We start from the raw sequence: 21,386 nt of genomic DNA, 5'->3' as shown, positions 1-21,386 counted from the left end.
CTGTAAGACATAAGCTTTTTTATGAACTGGCCGGGTGGCCGGCTGAATGAAATGAATGATTTATTGCGCTAACATAAACCGCAATGTCAGACCGCCGCGCGTACTCGTGATCGGATACGCGGTAGAGATCACTGGTATCGTCTGCCTCCGGTCATAGAAGAACCGCAGGTTCAACCTGTTATTTACCACGTAATCTATCGATGGCGCTATGCCTATCACCTTCTGTCCGCTCGTTGGTATTACAAGGTCCGCATCCAGTTTATTATTCACTGTCTTATCATCACGCAAACTCAAATCCAATCTGAAGTTCATATCATTGGATACCTTCCTGCCCGTCTGCTCGCCCAGGAACTTGAACTTCACATTCCTGATACGATAACTACCACCCAGTGTTACCTCTGTAGAGCGAAGTTCGGTCAACTGGTAGTCGATCAGACTCAGGCTCAGTGAACGGCTCTTCTTGAATTCCACACGCATATTCAAACTACTGGTAAACGTCATATCCAATCCGATCAGTGGCGCGAATTGTTCTGTCATCGTCAGGTTAGGCACCAGGAAGTAAGGAATATAGTTGCCGGAAACAGTATCAATAAAGCCCGGATATCCTGCCAGTCTTGGATCCTCATATAACAATGCAGAGTTGTATGAACTCATGCTCAATGAACCAACATATGCATGCGTAATAGAGAAGTTCGTAAAGTAGTTTTTGAACGGCTCCAGTTTCGCCAGCCCGTTATAGGTGATACGCCAGTTTGGACGGGGAATATAATTACTGAATGGGTTGCTACGCACATTTGACGGACCTCCATTCTTAAGCAGGCCGATCTTGCTTGGATCCTTGCCCGTATAAGCTGCCAGGAATGCAGGGATCAATACATCCTGTGCATAACGGCTATATCCATAACGATATTCCGGATCTTTTGTATTAGCAGTTGGTGTACCAGGTATGCTATTGTATGGGTTGGCCGCTGCCAGACGATTGGAGATCGTCTTACGATAGCGTTCAAAATCCTGGAAGGTGGTCGTCGTTCCCGTTTCTGAATCTATCTTACCAAACATGGTCTTCACGGCTACATAAGAGATCTCAAAACCACCCGCATCATAAGGCGTGAGGTGTTGGAACCCGGCAGAATCCATGTTCTTAAACAGTTCTGTATGCGTTTTTGTGAATGACTTGGTCAGGCTCAGATCTATCCGCCAGTCATTGTATGGTTCCATTTGTGCCTGTACCTGCAATCTTTGCGTGAATTGCTGCTGGAACTGCACGTTGAACGTTGTATCTGGTGTGATCAATCCTTTCTTCGCAAAGTCATCCAGCCATGCTTTCGTTGGCTGCTGCCCCGTTACGAATCCTATACCCGGTGTAAAGTGTGCCCAGTTCATACCCAGTGCTTTCGTACTATCTATGTAACCTGGCAGTTTCGTACCACTATTCTCAGAGTAATCCACGTTGATGCGCTTCAGCATCAGGAGTGGTTTCATCACCGCTTTCAGTATCGGCGAGATCTCCTCGTCCGAAGTAGTGTTCTGTCCAGGCTGATTCTTACCCGGTGGTTGCTTACTATTATTGTTCTGTTGCGGTCGTTTATTGGCTGTTGTACTAAACTGCCTGAGGAACTTGGATCGGTTATACAGATCAGAGAATTTAAACTCTGCCATTACTGTTTTATTCTGTGTATTCTCGATCGCATTACCCAGGTATTTAGCGAGTAAGGAAGCACCTGTCCAGCGATAATCAAAACTATACCCCAATGCTACGTTTGTCCAGCTGGTCAAAGGCAGCTTGTTAGTCGGCAATGTGTATGTAATGTTCGCTGAATGATAGTAGTTCGTCGTTCTTCCCAGTTTAAAGAAGTTACGCCACATGGTATCTTTCTTCGCTGCTGAATTCAATCTGCCCATCGGCTCATCAATGCGTGCATTGTTCACTGCATTGAAGTCAAGACTGATGCTCTTGGTCAGATCCCATTTCACGCCGTAATATCTGTCGAAAGTAAAGTACTTATTGAATGTTTCCGGCAACTTATACGTACCATCGCCTCCTACATTCCGGATACGGGTAGCACCGAACTGTCGCGTGATGTCTGCTCTGAAACTCAGCAGGGAAGGTACATAGTTGAAGTTGAAATCTCTCACCAGGTCCAGCCACTTTGTTTTCGTTTTGAAGAGTTTCTTAAACGGTGTTACATATTTCGGCTGACCGGTAAAGGTATATCCCAAACCACCTCTGTGCTTGGTGAGCACATCGTTTTCAATGATCGGTGAGTGTGCCAGTGTCTGGGAGAAGGAATAGCTGATGTCGAAGTTTTCCAGGTCCCACAGGTGATACTTCTTCCTGTTTGGATTCACTCTCCTGATATTCGTAAAGTTCAGGCTCTTGATGGATGTGAAGGTTTCTGCGGCGCGGCGGATAGAATCACGCTGCCAGTCAGACTTTGCCATTCTCAATTTATCCTTCAGCTTGATGTCCAGGTCGTAAGGATCATATTCAGGACGGCTGACTGCTCTGGAGTAACCGGCATATACCGGTATCACCATCCCCACTTTCTTTGGTAACAGTTTCCCCAGGTCCAGGTTCGCAGCTGCATCGTATTGTGTATAGTTATCTCTGAACCGCTCGTTCACACGTTGATCCAGGTTACCGAATCCGGCAGTATGCATATTGCCGGAGATGGTCACAGTACCCAGATCTGCCAGTTGCAGATCCAGCCTACCCATACCTGCATAACCACCTTTTTCATCCAGACCTGTTAAACGTAATTCATTGAACCAGACTTCACCAGACTTCTTCAATCCATTATCTTTTGGATTTGTTACCCCCAGCAGAACCGTACGCACATCTCCTAAATTCGGGTTACCAACCACGCTCATATAATTTGCACCATCCTGTTCGGTATACACTCTCAATGCAGAACAGGTATCACAGTTGTTACGGCGCAGTTTCATAGCTGTCAGTTTGCTCAGCACGATGTCCATATCATTGGCTGCCGGCCAGATATTATTCGGGTTGTTAGGCTGAGACCAATCTGACGGCGTCAGTGGAACAGAGTATTCGTAATAGTTCTCCACGAAGTCACTACCCAATCTTATGATCGCTCTCAGGTCGCCTTGTTTGAGTGAGTTCTGATCTTCTATTGCTTCAGCATGCAGATACATTTGTAAGTGCTTGTACTGGCGCAGGTCCATTCCAAGGTTCTTGGTTACACCACGGGTATCTCCATCTTCAAGCCCCACAATCTGTAATGACATAGATTGCTCGTTCAGCTGCAAAGTGGTATTGTTGGTACTTACTGTGTTCTGACGGGTGACTCCCGGAGGCAGTACATAGTTGAATGGTTTACGGGAAGAGTTTTCCTCGATATTGACAGCCGTTAAGTTGAAAGATGTACTCCCATCATTCGGAACAGGATCACCCGGCTGCAGCTTATAATTATATTGACGCCACTGGTTACGGATCAGCTGCAGTTTACCAAAACGTACTACCACAGAATCATTGAAGTTCGTCAGGAACATACGCATAAAGCGGATGGACTTGAAGTCAGGAATCGAACCTACTTTCTTATCATACTTTTCGATCGGCACTTTGAACTGGTACCAGGTCTCTGTTCTCTTGGTGTTGTTAGCCAGTGTCACTTCTACCTGTCTCTTATCCACAATGTTGTTGGTACCTATTTCCATGTTTGGACGCAGGTTCACCCTATACTGGAAATATTCCTCCGTTTCATTCAGCGTATTATCCCTGTTCAGATCTTCTGTTTCAGGAATGTTGGTAGCTGCTCTTGAGTAAGTAGAATTGGTAGATACCGGAGAGTTCCCTTCAGGGTTATTAAATCGCTTGTAGCGAACCAGGATGTTACCACTATCCAGGTCACGGTAGTGCACGTAGTCATCGTTCGCAGCATCCTTCAGTGCCTGTCGGTATATCACGGAACCAGTTCCGAAGTTAGCCGCCAGTCTGGCCAGGTAGTCTTTGTAATAGCTCTGCTCATACCCGCTCTGCAACCCATCATATCCTACGTCCTGGTACTGACGGATAGCCGGGTCATTGTCAAATGCCTGTGTGATCTGCTGCTGGAACTTAGGTTGACGTCCCCATTCGGTAGAGTCTACTTTATCTAATCCCGTTGTCGGATCCGGCATACCGTTCTCGAAGAATTTATGAGAGTCTTTCAGTATGTCTTCGGAGACATTACCCAGGTTGAAATACAGCTGACCACCGGTACTATTGGGGTTGTAGATGAATGGGTCCTGTATCCAGAACTCAATGAACTCTACGTTGCTGGTTTCAAAGTCACTGTTATCCAGCGCACGCATGATACCGCCCCATTTCTTTGCCGGGTTTCTCAGTTTACCGCTGGCATCAATACTATCAGCGCCGGCGGTAAAGTTATATGGACCTCGTTCAGTAGGATAGTATGCTAAGTCAAGTGTACTTAATTGTGCCTGGCCAAAGTCGGTAGATTTATTGGGGAATATTTCCTGCTGATATACAAGGCGGGTGCGGGAATCAGATTGTACTTCGCCGGTGATGCCCGTAGGCAGACCGGAAGAATTCGGAATCTGCAGGGTAGGCTCGATGATATACCACGCCAGTTTTGCCCTGTTAGCACCATAGCCCCACTGGTTATTCAGTGCAGCTTCGGGGAACAACGTCACACCTGCACTATCTGTTGCCTGTGAAGGCGTAGATGCCAGTGCCCAGCTGGTAGCGGGGTACTTCAGGTCGTATCCACTCTGTGATCCTTCGAAGTCATCGATAAATACCTGTCCCTGGCTACTTCCCGCTGCATTCACTAGCTTGCTGTGACCTGGGAATAACTTGGCCACCTCACCGGTGAACATGATGTTCGAAGGGGTGGTGCTATTAAAGTTGGGCAGTTTATTCAGGAGTCGTGTCAGTGCTTTTGAAGGAGAATTATAGTTCACATCGAAGCCAACCACTGTATTCTTGATAGGATCTTCCCCGTAGTTCACTTTCTGGTAGTAGGGTCGCTCACTCATACGGGCGATGGTAGAACCCAGACTCAGTTTTTCATTGACTACATAGTCGAAACGGGTACCAAAATAGTTACGTACCTGTGTTCCAAATGACGCATTGTTTTCGAACTGCACATTGATGGCCTGCCCGGAAGCCAACACCCCGGAGTTCACGATCTTGATACGCCCCAGGTTATAGTCGATGATGTAGTCTACGTTTTCACGGAGCAACTGACCACCTGCGGTAACGGTAACAGAACCCTGTGGTATATTGTAACCACCTAACTGTATTTCAGAAGAGTTGCTGGATTTATAGGTTCCTTTCAGTACGTATCGGTTCAGTTGCGGAAATTGTTGGGCGACCACTTTAATGGAGTCATACAGCACTTTGAACATGTATTGTTTTTCAAGTGCGGCATTTCCACCGAAGGCTTTCTGGATACCCTGTGCAAAAGGTTCCAGTTGCGGGAACATCACACGGCCGGTATTGGAGTTGATGGTATAACCTTCTACATAGTCAAACACCCCATCTGGTTGCGGGTCATTCTGGTTATTCAACCGATCCAGGTTTAATACGGAGATCAGCGGTGCACCTGCCCACACACCGGTTGCATCTGGTAAATATCTTTTATCACTGGGGGTACGGGTTTCACTCCCCGGGTCTTTATAATAGATGTCCAGACTAAAATCGGCCCGGTTGATCTGGTAGGCACCTGTAGAATAGATGTTCTTCATCATCAGGTCCCAGATAGGGAGATTAGGTCTGGCAGAGGTAGCTTTCAGGAGTTTGAGGAAGAGGATCTTCTGGTTCGCACTGTTATTCTGGTCGGGGGGTACATCCTGTGAGAATTCACCCACCTGGTATACACGGCCATTGTAAGTATATTGGTAAGCAACAGCCAGTACTTCATCGGCCTGTAACTGTTGGTTGAGGGAGATGAAACCCAGTTGCCGGTTCAGCGTAAACTCCGAGGAATCCAGTTTTCGGGCAAAGGTCTTTTCATATTCCTGTACACCCTGTAACCCCATTGCCTGTAACCTGCTGACCACCGTACCTGTATACCGGCTGGCGGCATCTGCAATCACATTGGAGTACAGGTTGTTGGTACCGTTCGCTGGCAGGTGTGCCCCGGGAGTGACTGTAACCGTCTGGTTATAAGGTGCATATTCCGCAAGGTCCATCAGGCCCACGATGTCGCGGGTATTGGTGGTAGCCCCTGTTTTATTGGTGACCCATACCTCGATACGATTAATGTATGACAGGGATTTGATCACCGGCAGGTTGCTCATGCTATAGTTAAAAGTATCGCGGAAAAACTGGCTGAGCAGGAAGTGCCGGTTATCTTCATATTCGTCTGCCCGGATGGAGAAATCCTGTACCTGGGTACCACCTTTGATGAGGAGGTTTTGCTTCTGCGACTTCTGGTTGGAGAGCACAGAAGTAACGGTGAGGCGCCCGAACTGCATCTGGGTTTTGACCCCAAACAGTGATTGCACCCCTGAAATGAGGGTGCTACGGAGTGGAAAGCTCACATTACCGGCTTCAATCTTCTTAATGATCTCGTCGTCATAGCCGGTGTATTCCAGTTTGATCTGGTTTTCGAAGTCAAACGTGGATTGTGTATTATAATTGGTAGTGATTTTCAGTTTGTCGCCGATCTTACCTGTCAGGTTCATATTGATGTTCATATCAAAATCGAACCCGCCGGTTTTGCGGGCTTGTTCGGTCAGGACAGGGTTTTTAATATTCTGTCCCTGGTATCCGAAGGTGAGTTCAAGGCTTCCCTGCGGGCGGATATCCACTTTATTACCCCCAAAGATCCTGTCGAACAGCTTTGAGCCCTTGTACAGATCGGGTCCTGCATTCTTCTGGTTTAGCGATCCGAGGGTGCTGGCTCTTTTTTGCCAGTAGTCCTGCTCACTTTTCTGCGCCTGTAGTCTGTTAAATTCTTCGAAGCTGAGGAGAGTGGGGTTGCGGTAATAGTGATCACCTATTTTTTCCGATACAGTATATTGTTTGGTAACAGGATCATACTCAACTGACTGGGTGATATTCTTTGGATCTTTTAAATCGATTTCATTACGTACAGGATCAGTAATACGGGTGCCAAACCTATCTTTGATGGGGAACTTGAGGGTATCCCGCTTGACAGTATCTTTCACCGTGGTATCCTTACCAACAGAAACTTTTGGTTGCCAGTGTTGTTTTGATATATCGCTGCTATAACCTGAACGATTCCTTGCTGCAGTTTCAACAATAAAAAAGGAAGCGACTCCTATTACTGCTATAGCACCATAATTTGTCTTCCTTGACAAGAGAAATAGGTTTTAATAGAGGTCAGGGTAAAAGTATACAGACCTGTAACTCCCCTTAGTAACCCATTTCATTGAAACTGAAGGGCTACTATGGTCATTTCAGATCTGACATAGTGGTTTTGTTCCAGTACTGTTACAGTTTTTTTCCTTCCGGACATTTGCAATAGTGGTGCTGTTCAGTACTGTTTTACAGCGTAGACAGGCCATTTTCCATGGCCGGTGGCGGCTATAACTAAAAAATAAAAATCCAGCTTTAGTTAGGTGCTACGCTTACAGACTTTTTAACGACTTTTTGATCAGTCCTTCTAAATCCTGCAATTGTGGTTCTACTTTCAGTACCTTGTTGATAGCCTGCTCTGCTACATTACGGGCTATTCCCAACGTGACTAATGCATTTAACGCATCTTCCTGCATTGTATTGTTTACAACTACAGATATTTGATGGCCAACATCTTTTTGCTTTTTGATCTTATCTTTTAACTCCAGGATGACCCTTTGAGCCGTTTTAGCGCCGATTCCTTTTATGCTCTCCAACATTTTTGCGTTCTCCATAGCAATAGCCCGTTGAATATCTTCCGGTTGTAAGGAAGATAACATCATTCTGGCGGTATTCGCACCGATACCGGACACGCCTATCAGCAACAGGAACATTTGACGTTCTGCATCATCGGAAAAGCCATATAAAGTGTGGGCATCTTCTTTTATATGAAGATATGTCAGCAATTTACAGCTGTCCATACCCTGTATGCGGGAGTACGTATTCAAACTGATCTGCACTTCGTATCCCACCCCTTGAACATCCAAATGGACCATGGCAGGGGATTTATAGGACAGTTTTCCATTTAGGTAAGCAATCATACAGGATTATTCAGGATTCTAATTTGTGGCAAACCTAAGGATTTTTAGGAAGATGGGAGATGGGTATTTTGGCTTATAAGTTACATTTCCAAATTCTTATGTATTTTTACGGCCTGTTAAAACATCTATTTTATTAATATGAACAAAATAACGGCCGCTATTACTGCGGTAGGTGGGTATGTACCGGATTATGTTCTCTCTAACAAAGAGCTGGAGAAACTGGTTGATACTACTGATGAATGGATCATCACCCGTACAGGAATTACAGAAAGAAGGATTTTGAAAGGGGAGGGGAAAGGAACTTCTGAGTTATGCGTGCCTGTAGCGCTGGAAATATGCCGTAAAAGAGGGATCACACCTGCTGATCTGGACCTCATTATCGTTGCTACTGTCACTCCTGACATGGTATTCCCTGCTACCGCCAACATAGTAGCCGACAAGATCGGTGCTAAAAATGCCTTCGGATTCGACATCGCAGCTGCCTGCTCCGGTTTCCTCTATGCACTGGATACCGGCGCCCGTTTTATAGAAAGTGGACGTTATAAGAAAGTAATGGTGATCGGTGCTGACAAAATGAGCTCCATCATTGACTATACCGACCGTACTACCTGCATCATCTTTGGTGATGGCGGTGCCGGCGTACTGCTGGAACCTAACGAAGAAGGTTATGGCCTGATAGACAGCGTGTTGAAAAGCGATGGCCATGGCCGTGAATACCTGCACATGAAGGCAGGTGGTTCTGCTAAGCCTGCTTCTATCGAAACCGTTACCAACCGCGAACACTATGTGTACCAGGAAGGTAAAATGGTATTCAAATATGCAGTAGCCAACATGGCAGACGCTGCTGCTGAAATCATGGAACGCAACAAACTGACCTCCGACGATATCGCATGGCTGGTACCTCACCAGGCCAACAAGCGTATCATCGACGCAACCGCCCACCGTATGGGCCTGCCGGAAGAAAAAGTGATGATGAACATCCAGCGCTATGGTAATACCACCGCTGGTACATTGCCACTGTGTCTCTGGGACTATGAGAAACAACTGAAGAAAGGTGATAATCTTGTATTAGCAGCTTTTGGTGGTGGTTTCACATGGGGTGCTACCTACCTGAAATGGGCTTACGATACTAAATAAGGATATTAAAAAAGGTTGTATCAGCTATAGATACAACCTTTTTTCTTTAACTGAATGAGGGCAGTGCATACACCAATTGCAGTTGCTCCCCGGTTACATTTGCCCAAATCTGCCCCCCCATCTTATCCATAAAATCTTTGCAGATGATAAACCGCATCGCCAGCTCCTCTCCCTCCCGCTGTACACTGTGTACTGCATCTTCATAAACGAACAGGTTAGACGCCTGCTGTGCCGTCAATACCGTTGGAGAACTGATCACCATCACCTTTACCCTGTCTGCCTCCTGCTCCGCTATTACCCTTATCTCCCTGCCGAAAACAGCCGCTCCCTGCAATAAACTTCTATGCACAAACAACAACATTTCCTGGTCACCGGCTACCTGCAATCCTTCCGGAATGTCCGCCGCCACACCATTGAACATTTCCCGCAGGTGACAGGGCGCCGGGGCATATACAAATCCGGATAACTGCGATTTGATCCAACACAGGATGTTGTCAAAGATCTCCAGCGTTTTCCGGCTGCCGTTTTTCGTATCCCTGATCAGCTGCTGGCGTAATACCGGGTCTGCATCTCCATTCCTGAACAGGGCAGATACCCGGATAATATTTTGTAATGGCTCCCTGAAATCATGCGCTACCACAGAGATGAGTTTGTTCTTAAAATCATCCTGCACCTGTAACTGCTTATTCTTGTCAGAAATTTTCGCATTCATGATCGCCAGCAGTTCCTCCTGCTGTTTTAAATACCTGTAACTACGGTATCTGGTAAATGTAAAACCACCCAGGATCATTAATAACCCCGCCAGGAAGGCGATCAGCTTACGTCGCGCTAGTCTTTGGTTATTGGCTTTCGCCAGTTTTTCCGTTTGTAATTGATTACTCAGCTGCCATTCATTCAGTTCCTGTTCCTTCAGAAAATAATCGAGATAGTTCACATGCCGGCTATCTTTCGTCAACTCCTGCCGGTCAGTAAGCAACCAGAGTTCATGCCCGTATTCCTTCATTTTCGCCGTGTTATGTGCCCTGGCATAATAACGGTAAATAGTAATCACCTCTGGTAACATCAGGTCTGTATAACCCGCAATTTTACCCAGAGAATAAATCTGCTCCTTATAAGGAATGATATTTATTTTATACCCCTGGTCATAATATTCTTCCAATTGCTGCAACATGGTAATGGCTACATAGATCAACCCATCTCGCTGCGACTTTATTGCCAGCGAATGAATCCATGCTACTGCCCGCTCCTGTTGTCCACGTTTAAAGAGATCATCCGCCTCAAACGACTGGATATAATACAGGTCTCTCACACTACCCGGATAACGTAGGGCAATCTTTTTAGCCTGGCGAAGCGCCCACTGTACTGAATCCTGGCGCGTAGTATCATCCCTGAACCGCGTCGCATAATTGATCAGTACCAGGCTATAAATAGAATCATACACCAGCTTCCTGCCAATGTCCATCGCCTGGTACAGGTATTGTTCCCCGGCTTTGTGCATTCCGGCGATCGAATGAAATGCACTCATATACAACAACACCTGGCAAATGCTGCCATTATCCTCCAATTGCCGGTAGTTCAGCAGTGCCTTACTCTCATATTCAATAGCCTGCTTTATGTTCGCCTTGAGCGAATACGCAATACCAAGGTTACTAAGTGCATCTGCAATACCTTTCCCGTAGTGCAACCTGCCCGCCAGTTCCCGCGCCTGCACCGCATACAGGAAACAACTATCAGCATTGGTCAGGTGCCATTTCATACTCAGCTCATTCAATATATCCGTATATACAATACTGTCCCGCTCCTTCACCAACCGCTGGCGCAATTGCTGTAAAGCACGCTGTTGGGCACATACCACCTGGCTGATCAGCAGTAATATGAATGTTATTTTTTTACCCACGGTAATGTATATGAAAATTTACACCCTTTGTCAGAGCGGTTCACAGCTGTGATGGTGCCACTCATTTTATCCATGAAATCCTTGCAGATAATCAACGCAACACCCGCTCCCCCCTTTGATTGTTTTGTTCCTTTTTTATCGGTCTTAAATTCAAATAAGCGATCTAACATTACCGGAGTAATGCCCGTTCCTTCATCGGCTACACTCACCGTCACCACGTCATTATCTACCTGTGCGGTTACAGTGATAGTACTTTGTGGCGGGCTAAATTTCACCGCGTTGTGCAGCAGGTTACGATGTACGAACTGCAGCATCTCCCTGTCTGCCCACACCTGCAGATCCCGGGGCACAGTTATTAATGCCTGTACCTGCTTCCCGAGTATCTCATCCTGCAGGGTACTCAAAGCTTCCTGTATCAGATCGGCAGGACTGCAGGGCAATGGCTGGTATACAAAACCACTCAGCTGTGTCCTGATCCAGCGAAGAATGTTCTCAAAGATCTGTAAGGTATTCTCCGCGTTACCTTCCAGTCGCCGGAATAGTATAGCTGCTTCCGCCATTGTAAAAGCACCTTGCTGCAGGTAGTCTGTGATCTGAATGATTTGGGCCAGTGGAGAACGGAAATCGTGTGCAATGAGTGAGATCAGTTTATTCTTGAAATCATCATGTGTGCATAATAAGGTATTTTGCTCAGTGATATGTTTATTCAACTCCCGCAGGCGCCTGGCATTCCTGCACGAACTACGATGAGAGCGGTTGATATCCGCCAGTAATAAAATCAGCAATATCAGCAGCAGTACAAGGCATACAATCACCATATACCGGCTCCGCGCTTCCAGCGATTTCCGGTCGAGCTGCTGTTGCTGAAAATCATGTTGTAACTGGAGTTGCCGTAACGTGGCTTCCTGCAGGTAGTAATCCATGTAATCCTGTTCTCCCTGTGAGCGGCTTTGTTCGTATTGCTCCGTAATATCTGCCATCAGGTCGGCATAATAATCTGCTTCCCTGCTTTGATGCCGTAGTTCATAATAGCGGTAAAACCTCGCCACCTCTGGCAGTACGATCTCCCTGTAACCGCCTTGCAGGCCCAATCTGATCACCTCTTTCTGATAGATCACAGAGTCTGCACGCCGCCGCTGTATAGCATAATCCGCCAGTTGTGCATAACCGTACAATGCATGGTAAAGAAACCCTTTCTTCAATGCGATCCGCACCAGTTCATTTACTTTGGCAACAGCACGCGCAGTGTCGCCCTTATCGTACATCTCATCCGCTTTTAGTAACCCTGTATAAATGATCATACGGGTATGCCCTCCTTTTATGGCCAGCTGGTAGCCGTTCTCCAGGTATTGACTGGCCAGTGCCTGGTGTGCGGTATCTTTCCGGTAAATGAAAAAGTAATTGGCCATGACGGCAGACATCACGCTATCATTGCGCATCCGCATCGCCATCGCCAGTGCCTGTTTTATATATTGGGCGGCTTCGGCTTGTTGTCCCTGGTAATGCTGGTATACGCCCAGTTTAATATTTACGAGGATGATGCCTGTACTGTCGTTCAACTCACGGTACAGCTTCAGGGCATCGAGGTAAAAACGAAAAGAGAGATAGCTATTGTCCCGATAGGCATAGTAACCACCCAGTCCCCTGTATACCTCTGCCTCTCCCCACTTGAAGCCGATGCGCTTGGTAATGCCCCTGGCCGTGGTCAGGTATTGAAAGCAGGTATCCAGTTGTCTGTTCTGGTATTTCTGTGCAAGGGCGATCAGTATGCGGGAGTAGACCACGCTGTCTTGTGTAACAGCCAGTGCATGCTTCATTTTCTGAATCTGGCCAAAAGAGCACTCACAGCGGACAAAGAGTCCGACAGCTGCCATTACACTGTACAATAGCCTTTTGTTATAATTGCGAAAAATCAAATGCCTGCAGCTAACTAGCTATCACGATTTTATCAGGGACAGGTCGACCCCCATTTTTGTCAACGCCTGTACGCCTGCCGGGGTAATGTAAAAATGTTTATTGTCAGTTCCGTCTTTTGCTATCCATCCTTTCTCTATAAAAGCGGCCGCCAGCAGCTCTCCCAGTTTCCCCCCAATGTGCCCGTAACAAAACTTTGCCGGCTTTGGCACATCGTTCGTTTCCTTTTTCATATATGCCTGGTTTAGATTTCGAATACCAGTCCTCTCGTCTTTAGCTCTTCATATTTCTGTTTATCAAACCGGTATAGGTGTGCACCTTTCTTGGAGGTGGTTTTATCCTTTTCTTCCAGTTTTTCCAATATATTCATAGAGAGGATCTTCTTCCTGAAGTTGCGCTTGTCCAGCTCATGCTGAAAGATCTCTTCGTACAGACTGCGTAACTGTGACAATGTAAATTTCTCCGGCAACAGTTCAAACCCGATCGGATGAAAATGCGCATTGTCACGCAGTTTCTTCAGGGCGTCTGCTATCATCTGCCTGTGATCAAAGATCAGGTTGGGAATCTGATGCAGTTCCAGCCAGTGTGCACTGTATGCCTGTGAAGGAACATGCTCCTGTTCTGTAATGCGGATCAGCGCATAGTAAGCCATGGAGATCACCCTTGCACCCGTATCACGCCCCACATCCCCATAACAGCTGAGTTGATCCATGTATATGTTTTCCAGTCCCGTGGTTTGTTTCAATACGCGGGCAGCAGCTTCGTCTACACTTTCATCTTTTTGTAGAAAGCCTCCCATCAACGACCATTCTCCCTGCATGGGATCAACTTTTCGCTGCATGATCAGTAATTTCAGCCTTCCATTTTCAAACCCAAAGATGATACAATCTACTGCTACCAGGTGCTGAGGTACATTTGCATAAAATGATTGTGCACTCATTGAAAATTAATTGTCTGCGTGGTTGACGGCCGGCTAATTAATTGCAGCTGGCAAGGCCGTGAAACCATTTGTTTTTCATCTATTGCTGCAAAGATGCTACATTTTCGGGCTACTTATGGCCCCGGCAATAACTTTTACCGAAAAAACAGCCACGTGGAGGGGCTGCCATTCCTGGCTGGTATAGTTATTTCTAAGGTAGTGACTCATCCTGCATTTATTCCCCTCAAAGCCGCGGTAAGCGAATGACCTGTGACTGGCTTAAATGTCCGGAATGAATCATGACTACTTCTTAACGTATTTATTATAATCAGTACCCGGGATCTTTGATACACCGACCTGTCTTAAAAGTGTGACCAACTGGCCCCGATGATAAGTAGCATGATTAAAAACGTGCATCAGTATTTCTATAACGGTTAATTTACCATATTGTTTCCGGCCGTTGTAATAAGCAACGGTGTGGGATAGCTTTACAGGATTGATCTGCTGTACCATCTCCAGCAATTGCCGGGATACAAGCATCCACTCGTCACAGGCCGACCCGAACGTGCCCTGGAACTGCGGTGCCGGCTTCTGTGTCTTCTCCACCAGGTCGATGCGCTGTTTCCACACACTTTCCGCATCCCACATGTGATACACCGTTTGACGTATGCTGGGAAAACTACTCACCACTTCCTGATCCAACTGTTCATCTGCCAGTTTTTTCAGTACCGCTGCCAGGCGCTGGTTAGCCCAGTAGTTATAACCAGCCATATTGAGTACGACTTCCTTCAATATTATTGAGTTTTTATTACCTTTCAACAAAATACCGAAATTTTATACAACAGGAAAAATATATATGACACCAATTACCATCAGGAACGTACGAAGAGAGGATTGCCCACGCTTATTGGAACTGATCAGGGAGCTGGCGGTATACGAAAAAGCACCGGATGAAGTGACCGTCACACTAGAACAGTTTACCGACGCCGGATTTGGTGAAAGTCCTGTCTGGAAGGCTTTTGCCGCAGTTGACGGGGACCAGATCATCGGGTTTGCGCTTTACTATATTCGCTACTCTACCTGGAAAGGCTGCCGCATGTACCTGGAAGACCTGCTGGTGACCGAAAGCTACAGGGGGCGGGGAATTGGTAAATTGCTGTTTGACAAACTGCTGGAAGAAGCCCGGGAAAAGCGTTACAATGGCATGGTATGGCAGGTATTGGAGTGGAATGAACCAGCTATTAACTTTTATAAAAAATATGGTGCCAGCTTCGACCCGGAGTGGTGGAATGCCAGCATCAGCTTCTGATAATTTGTAACTATGCTTTATAGATTCCACCACCTCAGGGAGGTTGCTCCCAACCAGCTTTGTCAGGTATTTAATGAAGCCTTCAGCGATTATGTCATTCCCATGCAAATGACAGTTACGTTGTTGCAACAGAAGATGACAGGGGAAAGTATACAGCTGGATTACTCAGCAGGCGCCTTCCAGGGGGATTCATTGTGTGGATTTATCCTGCATGGCAGAGATGAGAGTAACCCGGATGTATTGTACAATGGAGGGACTGGCGTAGTCCCTACTGCCCGGGGACGGCATCTGATACAGGAATTATACGAGCATTTTATACCTGCCTACCAGAAAAACGGGGTAAAGGAGATCCTGCTGGAGGTGATCGCTACGAATCAAAAGGCCATCAAAGCATATGAGAACGCAGGTTTTCAGCGGCAGCGAAATTTTCTGTGTTTTAAAGGGGAAATACCATTAAAGAAAAGCACAGCCAATCGGGTGCTGGTACAGAAAAGTAACCTGCCGGAAGCAGCTGTCATATCATCGTTTTCAGACCAGGTGCCCAGCTGGTCGAATAGTGTGGCCAGTGTGAAGCGGGAGAAACAGTTGACTACCACCTGGGTGGCACTACATGAAAATGAAATAGCCGGGTATATAAGTGTATTCCTTGCCAGCAGGCGCATACGGCAGATTGGCGTGAGGAAGGATCTGCGAAGAAAAGGGATCGGAACTGCCCTGATGCAACAGGCAGCAGAAGTGTTGGGAAATCCTTTTACACTGATCAATGTAGATGCGCAGAACAAGGGGTTGATTGCCTTCCTGGAAAAACTGGGAATGACGGAAATTCTCACGCAATACGAAATGAAATTATCCTTATAAATGAAAGGCTGGTCTTTACACAAAAAAAGCAGCTCCCATCAAAAGACGGGAGCTGCTTTTTTTATTAGTTGATGCCGTTCACCACAGCCTCTTTATGAATCTTCTGAATTAATCCCTGCAGCACTTTACCCGGACCCGCCTCTGTAAAATTAGTCGCGCCATCCGCAACCATCGCCTGTACGGACTGTGTCCATTTTACTGCACCCGTCAGCTGATCAATCAGGTTCTGCTTGATCTCAGCAGGATTGCTCACCGCCTTTGCCACCACATTCTGGTACACAGGACAGGTAGGAGTACTGAAAGTGGTTTTCTCAATAGCAGCTGCCAGCTCTTCTCTGGCCGGTGCCATCAGCGGACTGTGAAAAGCACCACCTACAGGCAATACCAAGGCACGTTTAGCACCCGCCGCCTTCATTCTTTCACAAGCTACTTCAATCCCCTTCAGAGAACCGGAAATTACCAGCTGACCAGGACAGTTATAGTTAGCCGCTACTACTACCTCACCGGTTTCTTCGCTCACCGCTTTGCAGATCTCTTCAACCTTCGCATCTTCCAGGCCCAGCACTGCCGCCATTGTAGAAGGTTGCTGTTCACATGCCTTCTGCATAGCAGTCGCCCTGATATAAACCAGTTTCAGCGCATCTTCAAACGTCAGTGTACCATTCGCTACCAGCGAAGAAAATTCACCCAGGGAATGACCAGCTACCATGTCAGGCTTCGCACCTTCTGCACCGCAGAGGAATGCGATCACACTGTGCAGGAATACAGCCGGCTGTGTAACACGGGTTTGCTTCAGGTCTTCGTCAGTACCTGAAAACATTACATCAGATATACGAAAGCCAAGGATCTCATTGGCCTTCTCAAATAAGTCTTTTGCCGTTGGATTGGTGTCATACAGGTTTTTACCCATACCCGGGAACTGAGCGCCCTGACCGGGAAATACGTAAGCGTGTTTCATGTACATTGATTTACGGTTGCCAATCAGACATATGTATTAACATTCAATACATATCTCAGTGATTAGGATTGCAAATATTCATAGTCTTTGTGATATATCAAAATTTGCACCTAATAAAAAAGAGCCTGTATCTGCTGATGCAGGCTCCTTTTATGCTTATACCTGATGGAAACAGGTGGCGTTTTATGAAATTGATGGAATGTAGGCACATTCCGCTGTGATACTGTTAAATGCTTTGTCCCAGCAATCGCATGAACTCGCTGCGGGTTCTGCCATCTTCGAACTGCCCGGAAAAAGCTGACGTGGTGGTCACAGAATTCTGCTTCTGCACGCCTCTCATCATCATACACAGGTGCTGGGCTTCTATTACCACTGCCACACCCAGGGGTTGCAGCGTATCCTGAATAGCATCCAGTATCTGGTGCGTCATGCGCTCCTGTACCTGTAATCTTCTTGCGTATACATCCACTACCCTTGCCAGTTTGCTGAGACCAGTAATGTATCCGTTAGGGATATAGGCAATGTGCGCCTTGCCAAAGAAAGGCAGCATATGATGCTCACACAGGGAGTACAACTCAATATCCTTTACAATGACCATCTCACTATAAGACTCTGTGAATTTGGCGCTGTTCAGTATCTCTCTGGCATCCAGCTGATAACCTGTAGTCAGGTACTGCATTGCCTTTGCTACCCTCTCCGGCGTCTTCTGCAAACCTTCTCTTTCCACATCTTCCCCCAACAGGGTAATACTATTCCTGTAATGCTCGATAAGACCGGAAGTTACGTTCTCATCGTAAGATTCTACCTTCTTGTAAGCCATTGCTTATTTTAATCTTAAGTCAACTAATTAATTACTGCTCACCGTAATATTCCACATAGATACGGGGCGTTTCGTACAACTTGATGCAGTGAAGCTGTACCTCTTGTGGCAAATGACGGGCCAGCTGCTCCCAGATGCCAATGGCCAGGTTCTCCGCAGAGGTGAACTTACCGGCCATAAATGGTACATCAATATTGAGATTGCGGTGGTCTACTATTTCCACCACATGTTCTTCGATTAAGTCACCCAATGTTTTGGCGTTAAAAACAAACCCGGTCTCCGGATCAGGATTGCCTTTTACAGTAACGTGCAATTCATAATTATGACCATGCCAGTTCTCATTAGCACACTTTCCAAACACTTCTTTATTTTTTTCCTTACTCCAGGCGGGATTGGATAATTTATGCGCCGCATTGAAGTTTTCCACACGCGTTAAATAGATCATGTGATTAGCTGCGATTTTCGGCAAAAGTACAACAATTGAAGGACAAGCCAATCAGCGGGCAGATAAGGCCGGTAGGTGGCTATCCTTTTTATTCCGATATTTGCACCATGAAAATTTTGGTCACTGCAGCCACACCTTTCGAGATAAAGCCTTTCTCAGACTACCTGTCAGGTCATCACCATCCTGACATCCAAATCACTACCCTCGTACATGGTATCGGTATGATGCACACCGCCTACCATTTGGGCCGTCACCTGGCGGGTACCCGCCCCGATCTCGTGATTCAGGCAGGTATTGCCGGCTGTTTCGACCATTCATGGGAAATGGGCAAAACTGTGATCATAGAAAGAGAACAATTCGGCGATCTCGGTGTAGAAGACGACCTGGCCTTCAAAGACCTGTTCGAAACAAACCTCTGGCAACCTGATCAACCACCCTTCACTAACAAACAACTGGTTAATCTGTTCGATGGAGTACCAGATTTACCCGCACTTGAACAGGTAAGTGGTGTTACCATCAATACGGTAAGCGGTAGCGAACGCACCAGGCAAAAACTCGTGGATAAATACAACCCCGCCGTGGAAAGCATGGAAGGTGCCGCGTTTCATTATGCCTGCCTGCTGGAAAAGATCCCTTTCTTCCAGCTCCGCAGTATTTCCAATTACGTAGAAGTAAGAGATAAGTCCAGGTGGAAAATTCCATTGGCCATTCAACAACTCAACGAAACATTGATCACATATATTGAACATCTGAGACAGATACACTAGACTAACAGCGCTTTCTGCCTCCTAAAGCAAAGCATTATGGAATTAACACTCGGATTTTCCCCATGTCCCAACGATACTTTCATCTTTGATGCCATGGTGAACAACAAGATCGACACAAAAGGATTACAATTCGACACCCGGCTGGAAGACGTGGAAACACTGAACAAATGGGCACTGGAAGGAAAACTGGATATCACCAAATTAAGCTATGGTGTGCTTCCTAAAGTATTACATCAATACGAACTGCTCAACAGTGGCTCTGCACTGGGCAGAGGCTGCGGCCCCCTCCTGATCGCCAAAAAACCGATCGATAAAGAAAATATCAAAGATTGTAAAATCGCTATTCCAGGTATTAACACGACCGCGAACCTGCTTTTTTCTACCGCGTTTCCTGAAGCAAAAAACAAAGAGATCCTTGTCTTCTCCGACATCGAAAACGCCGTGTTGGATGGTCGCGTAGACGCAGGTGTGATCATTCACGAAAACAGGTTCACTTATCAGCAAAGAGGATTAGTAAAGATCATAGATCTCGGTGAATATTGGGAAAGCACAACCGGCAGCCCGATTCCATTAGGTGGCATCGTCATCCGCAAATCACTGCCCGCTGAACTGAAACAACAGGTAGATAAACTGATTCACGACAGCCTGCAGGAATCATACAAGCACTATCCTGCGCTTTCTTCGTTCGTGACATCTCACGCACAGGAAATGGAAGAAAGTGTGATGCGTCAACACATAGAATTGTACGTAAACGACTTCTCCCTGGATCTGGGAGAAGCCGGCAGAGCTGCTATCGACAGATTGATGGCAGCTGCTAAATAAAATAACAAAAGCAGTCGCGTTAACTTTTCGCGACTGCTCTTTTATAAACTTCCAACGCTCTTTTTCTTGCCTCTTCATGGATCACCATCGGCCGGGGATAGGTTAACTCATCCAGCTCAGGCACCCACCGCCGCACATACTTCAGATCAGGATCAAATCGCTCTGTTTGCAACGAAGGATTGAACACCCTGAAATAAGGTGCTGCATCACATCCACATCCCGCTGCCCATTGCCAGTTGCCATTGTTTGCAGCCAGATCATAATCCAGCAATTTCTCAGCAAAGTACGCTTCTCCCCATCTCCAGTCTATCAACAGGTGCTTCGTTAAAAAACTCGCCGTTATCATACGCACCCGGTTGTGCATAAACCCCGTCGCATTCAGTTCGCGCATACCTGCATCTACAATCGGATAACCGGTTTCACCCTCACACCATCGCTTGAACTCCGCTTCGTTATTTCTCCAGTTGATCTTATCGTATTCTTTCCTGAACGACTGCTCTACCACCTGCGGATAATGCCAGAGGATCATATGGAAAAAATCTCTCCAGATCAACTCACCTAAGAATGTCTGGTTTAATTCATTTGCACGTTCTGCCAGTTCCCGCACACTGATAGTGCCGAAACGCAGGTGCATACCTAAATGAGTCGTACCATGAATACCCGGCAGATCCCTTGTTTTATCGTAGTTTTCAATGAGACTGTCCTTTACCTTTACAGTAGGAAAATCTCTTTCGCCAGCCAGGAACCCCATGGCGCGCAACGAAGGAATCGGCTTACTTTTCTGCTTGTAAAAATTGCGGAAGTACTTTTCGACAGGATAGGGTTTCAGATAAAAATCATTCAGCTTTGCTCTCCATTTCTTACTGTAAGGCGTGTAGACCGTATACGGTTCCCCGTTGTCTTTCAACACTTCATTTGTGTCAAAGATCACCTGGTCTTTGAACACTTTGAAATCAATTCCTTTATCTTTCAAAAACTTGCCGACAGACGCATCACGCTCACGTGCATAAGGCTCATAATCGATATTGGCATACACAGTATGCACATTGTAATGCGTAGTGTAATGCTCAAATGCTGCTGAAGGTGTACCATAAAATACATCCAGGCTACCACCCAGTTTGGCTAACTGTTCCTGCATTGCTTCCAGCGTATCGCGGATAAAAGTCACCCTGCGATCCCGCTTATCCTGCAGATCATTCAGGATAACAGTATCGAAAACAAATACAGGTACTACAGGATGTTCAGATTTTAAAGCGTGGTATAACGCTGCATGATCCAGCAATCGCAGGTCACGGCGCAACCAGCATAAATTAACAGTGGCGGGCATAATAGAGGTTAGTTTTTGCTATTCTCAATGAAACATTCCGAAGACAATATTAAGCTGTAATA

Annotated in this window: 16 protein-coding genes; 5 read left to right on the top strand and 11 right to left on the bottom strand. The window is 46.4% G+C overall.

Annotated elements, in window-relative coordinates:
- Positions 1–60: 60 nt before the first annotated feature.
- A complete protein-coding gene (sprA, locus tag ABDW33_RS02520; RefSeq protein ID WP_343688491.1) occupies positions 61–7,293 on the bottom strand; it encodes a cell surface protein SprA in 7,233 nt (2,410 codons plus the stop codon).
- Between the two features lie 270 nt (positions 7,294–7,563).
- Positions 7,564–8,151 carry a Holliday junction branch migration protein RuvA gene (gene ruvA, locus ABDW33_RS02515; RefSeq protein WP_343688490.1) on the bottom strand — a complete coding sequence of 196 codons (588 nt, stop codon included), beginning with the start codon at positions 8,149–8,151 and terminating at the stop codon, positions 7,564–7,566.
- 138 nt (positions 8,152–8,289) lie between these two features.
- On the opposite strand from ruvA, the gene ABDW33_RS02510 reads away from it, so the two are divergent.
- A complete protein-coding gene (locus tag ABDW33_RS02510; RefSeq protein ID WP_343688489.1) occupies positions 8,290–9,288 on the top strand; it encodes a beta-ketoacyl-ACP synthase III in 999 nt (332 codons plus the stop codon).
- Between the two features lie 46 nt (positions 9,289–9,334).
- On the opposite strand, the gene ABDW33_RS02505 is transcribed toward ABDW33_RS02510, so the two are convergent.
- The 5 genes from ABDW33_RS02505 to ABDW33_RS02485 all read right to left on the bottom strand — a co-directional run bounded on the left by ABDW33_RS02505 (position 9,335) and on the right by ABDW33_RS02485 (position 14,810).
- Positions 9,335–11,185 carry a hypothetical protein gene (locus tag ABDW33_RS02505; RefSeq protein ID WP_343688488.1) on the bottom strand — a complete coding sequence of 617 codons (1,851 nt, stop codon included), beginning with the start codon at positions 11,183–11,185 and terminating at the stop codon, positions 9,335–9,337.
- Positions 11,170–13,002, bottom strand: coding sequence for a tetratricopeptide repeat-containing sensor histidine kinase (locus ABDW33_RS02500; protein WP_343688487.1), 1,833 nt, complete (start codon positions 13,000–13,002; stop codon positions 11,170–11,172). The genes ABDW33_RS02505 and ABDW33_RS02500 overlap by 16 nt, the downstream gene beginning before the upstream one ends.
- A 120-nt stretch (positions 13,003–13,122) precedes the next feature.
- Complete coding sequence (locus ABDW33_RS02495; protein WP_343688486.1) at positions 13,123–13,332, bottom strand: hypothetical protein; 210 nt, start codon at positions 13,330–13,332, stop codon at positions 13,123–13,125.
- A gap of 11 nt (positions 13,333–13,343) precedes the next feature.
- Positions 13,344–14,039, bottom strand: a complete 696-nt coding sequence (locus ABDW33_RS02490) for an NUDIX domain-containing protein (RefSeq protein WP_343688485.1) — start codon at positions 14,037–14,039, stop codon at positions 13,344–13,346.
- A gap of 282 nt (positions 14,040–14,321) precedes the next feature.
- Complete coding sequence (locus ABDW33_RS02485; RefSeq protein ID WP_343688484.1) at positions 14,322–14,810, bottom strand: DinB family protein; 489 nt, start codon at positions 14,808–14,810, stop codon at positions 14,322–14,324.
- 64 nt (positions 14,811–14,874) lie between these two features.
- Here ABDW33_RS02485 and ABDW33_RS02480 point away from each other — a divergent pair, with 64 nt between their 5' ends.
- Entirely contained in the window at positions 14,875–15,327 is a 453-nt protein-coding gene (locus ABDW33_RS02480; protein WP_343688483.1) for a GNAT family N-acetyltransferase, read from the top strand.
- A 12-nt stretch (positions 15,328–15,339) separates the two neighbouring features.
- Entirely contained in the window at positions 15,340–16,185 is an 846-nt protein-coding gene (locus ABDW33_RS02475; RefSeq protein ID WP_343688482.1) for a GNAT family N-acetyltransferase, read from the top strand.
- A 64-nt stretch (positions 16,186–16,249) separates the two neighbouring features.
- On the opposite strand, the gene fabD is transcribed toward ABDW33_RS02475, so the two are convergent.
- The 3 genes from fabD to ABDW33_RS02460 all read right to left on the bottom strand — a co-directional run bounded on the left by fabD (position 16,250) and on the right by ABDW33_RS02460 (position 18,408).
- The gene (gene fabD / locus ABDW33_RS02470; RefSeq protein ID WP_343688481.1) at positions 16,250–17,143 is read right to left on the bottom strand and encodes an ACP S-malonyltransferase; all 894 of its coding nucleotides are present in this window, start codon (positions 17,141–17,143) and stop codon (positions 16,250–16,252) included.
- A 226-nt stretch (positions 17,144–17,369) separates the two neighbouring features.
- Positions 17,370–17,963, bottom strand: coding sequence for a GTP cyclohydrolase I FolE (gene folE, locus ABDW33_RS02465; RefSeq protein ID WP_343688480.1), 594 nt, complete (start codon positions 17,961–17,963; stop codon positions 17,370–17,372).
- 31 nt (positions 17,964–17,994) lie between these two features.
- Positions 17,995–18,408 (bottom strand): 6-carboxytetrahydropterin synthase, encoded by a 414-nt coding sequence (locus ABDW33_RS02460; protein WP_343688479.1) that lies wholly within the window; start codon positions 18,406–18,408, stop codon positions 17,995–17,997.
- Between the two features lie 35 nt (positions 18,409–18,443).
- Between ABDW33_RS02460 and mqnB the strand changes: the two genes are divergently transcribed.
- Together mqnB and ABDW33_RS02450 are read left to right on the top strand one after the other, a co-directional pair.
- The gene (gene mqnB, locus ABDW33_RS02455; protein ID WP_343688478.1) at positions 18,444–19,175 is read left to right on the top strand and encodes a futalosine hydrolase; all 732 of its coding nucleotides are present in this window, start codon (positions 18,444–18,446) and stop codon (positions 19,173–19,175) included.
- Between the two features lie 36 nt (positions 19,176–19,211).
- Positions 19,212–19,997: a 1,4-dihydroxy-6-naphthoate synthase gene (locus ABDW33_RS02450; RefSeq protein WP_343688477.1), complete on the top strand. Its 786-nt coding sequence runs from the start codon at positions 19,212–19,214 to the stop codon at positions 19,995–19,997.
- 19 nt (positions 19,998–20,016) lie between these two features.
- Here the strand turns inward: ABDW33_RS02450 and ABDW33_RS02445 are convergent, their stop codons facing one another.
- Complete coding sequence (locus ABDW33_RS02445) at positions 20,017–21,324, bottom strand: deoxyribodipyrimidine photo-lyase (protein ID WP_343688476.1); 1,308 nt, start codon at positions 21,322–21,324, stop codon at positions 20,017–20,019.
- Between the last annotated feature and the right edge of the window lie 62 nt (positions 21,325–21,386).

The organism is Chitinophaga sp. (assembly GCF_039596155.1).
Taxonomy (GTDB): Bacteria; Bacteroidota; Bacteroidia; order Chitinophagales; family Chitinophagaceae; genus Chitinophaga.
The sequence above is the reverse complement of the archived record's forward strand: the minus strand, read 5'-3'. Positions and strand labels throughout refer to the sequence as shown.

Bases quoted from the DNA above. Each gene is read 5' to 3' on its own strand.
- ruvA (WP_343688490.1), bottom strand. From the start codon at position 8,151: ATGATTGCTTACCTAAATGGAAAACTGTCCTATAAATCCCCTGCCATG.
- ABDW33_RS02510 (WP_343688489.1), top strand. From the start codon at position 8,290: ATGAACAAAATAACGGCCGCTATTACTGCGGTAGGTGGGTATGTACCG.
- ABDW33_RS02500 (WP_343688487.1), bottom strand. From the start codon at position 13,002: ATGAAGCATGCACTGGCTGTTACACAAGACAGCGTGGTCTACTCCCGC.
- ABDW33_RS02495 (WP_343688486.1), bottom strand. From the start codon at position 13,332: ATGAAAAAGGAAACGAACGATGTGCCAAAGCCGGCAAAGTTTTGTTAC.
- ABDW33_RS02490 (WP_343688485.1), bottom strand. From the start codon at position 14,039: ATGAGTGCACAATCATTTTATGCAAATGTACCTCAGCACCTGGTAGCA.
- ABDW33_RS02480 (WP_343688483.1), top strand. From the start codon at position 14,875: ATGACACCAATTACCATCAGGAACGTACGAAGAGAGGATTGCCCACGC.
- ABDW33_RS02475 (WP_343688482.1), top strand. From the start codon at position 15,340: ATGCTTTATAGATTCCACCACCTCAGGGAGGTTGCTCCCAACCAGCTT.
- fabD (WP_343688481.1), bottom strand. From the start codon at position 17,143: ATGAAACACGCTTACGTATTTCCCGGTCAGGGCGCTCAGTTCCCGGGT.
- folE (WP_343688480.1), bottom strand. From the start codon at position 17,963: ATGGCTTACAAGAAGGTAGAATCTTACGATGAGAACGTAACTTCCGGT.
- ABDW33_RS02460 (WP_343688479.1), bottom strand. From the start codon at position 18,408: ATGATCTATTTAACGCGTGTGGAAAACTTCAATGCGGCGCATAAATTA.
- ABDW33_RS02450 (WP_343688477.1), top strand. From the start codon at position 19,212: ATGGAATTAACACTCGGATTTTCCCCATGTCCCAACGATACTTTCATC.
- ABDW33_RS02445 (WP_343688476.1), bottom strand. From the start codon at position 21,324: ATGCCCGCCACTGTTAATTTATGCTGGTTGCGCCGTGACCTGCGATTG.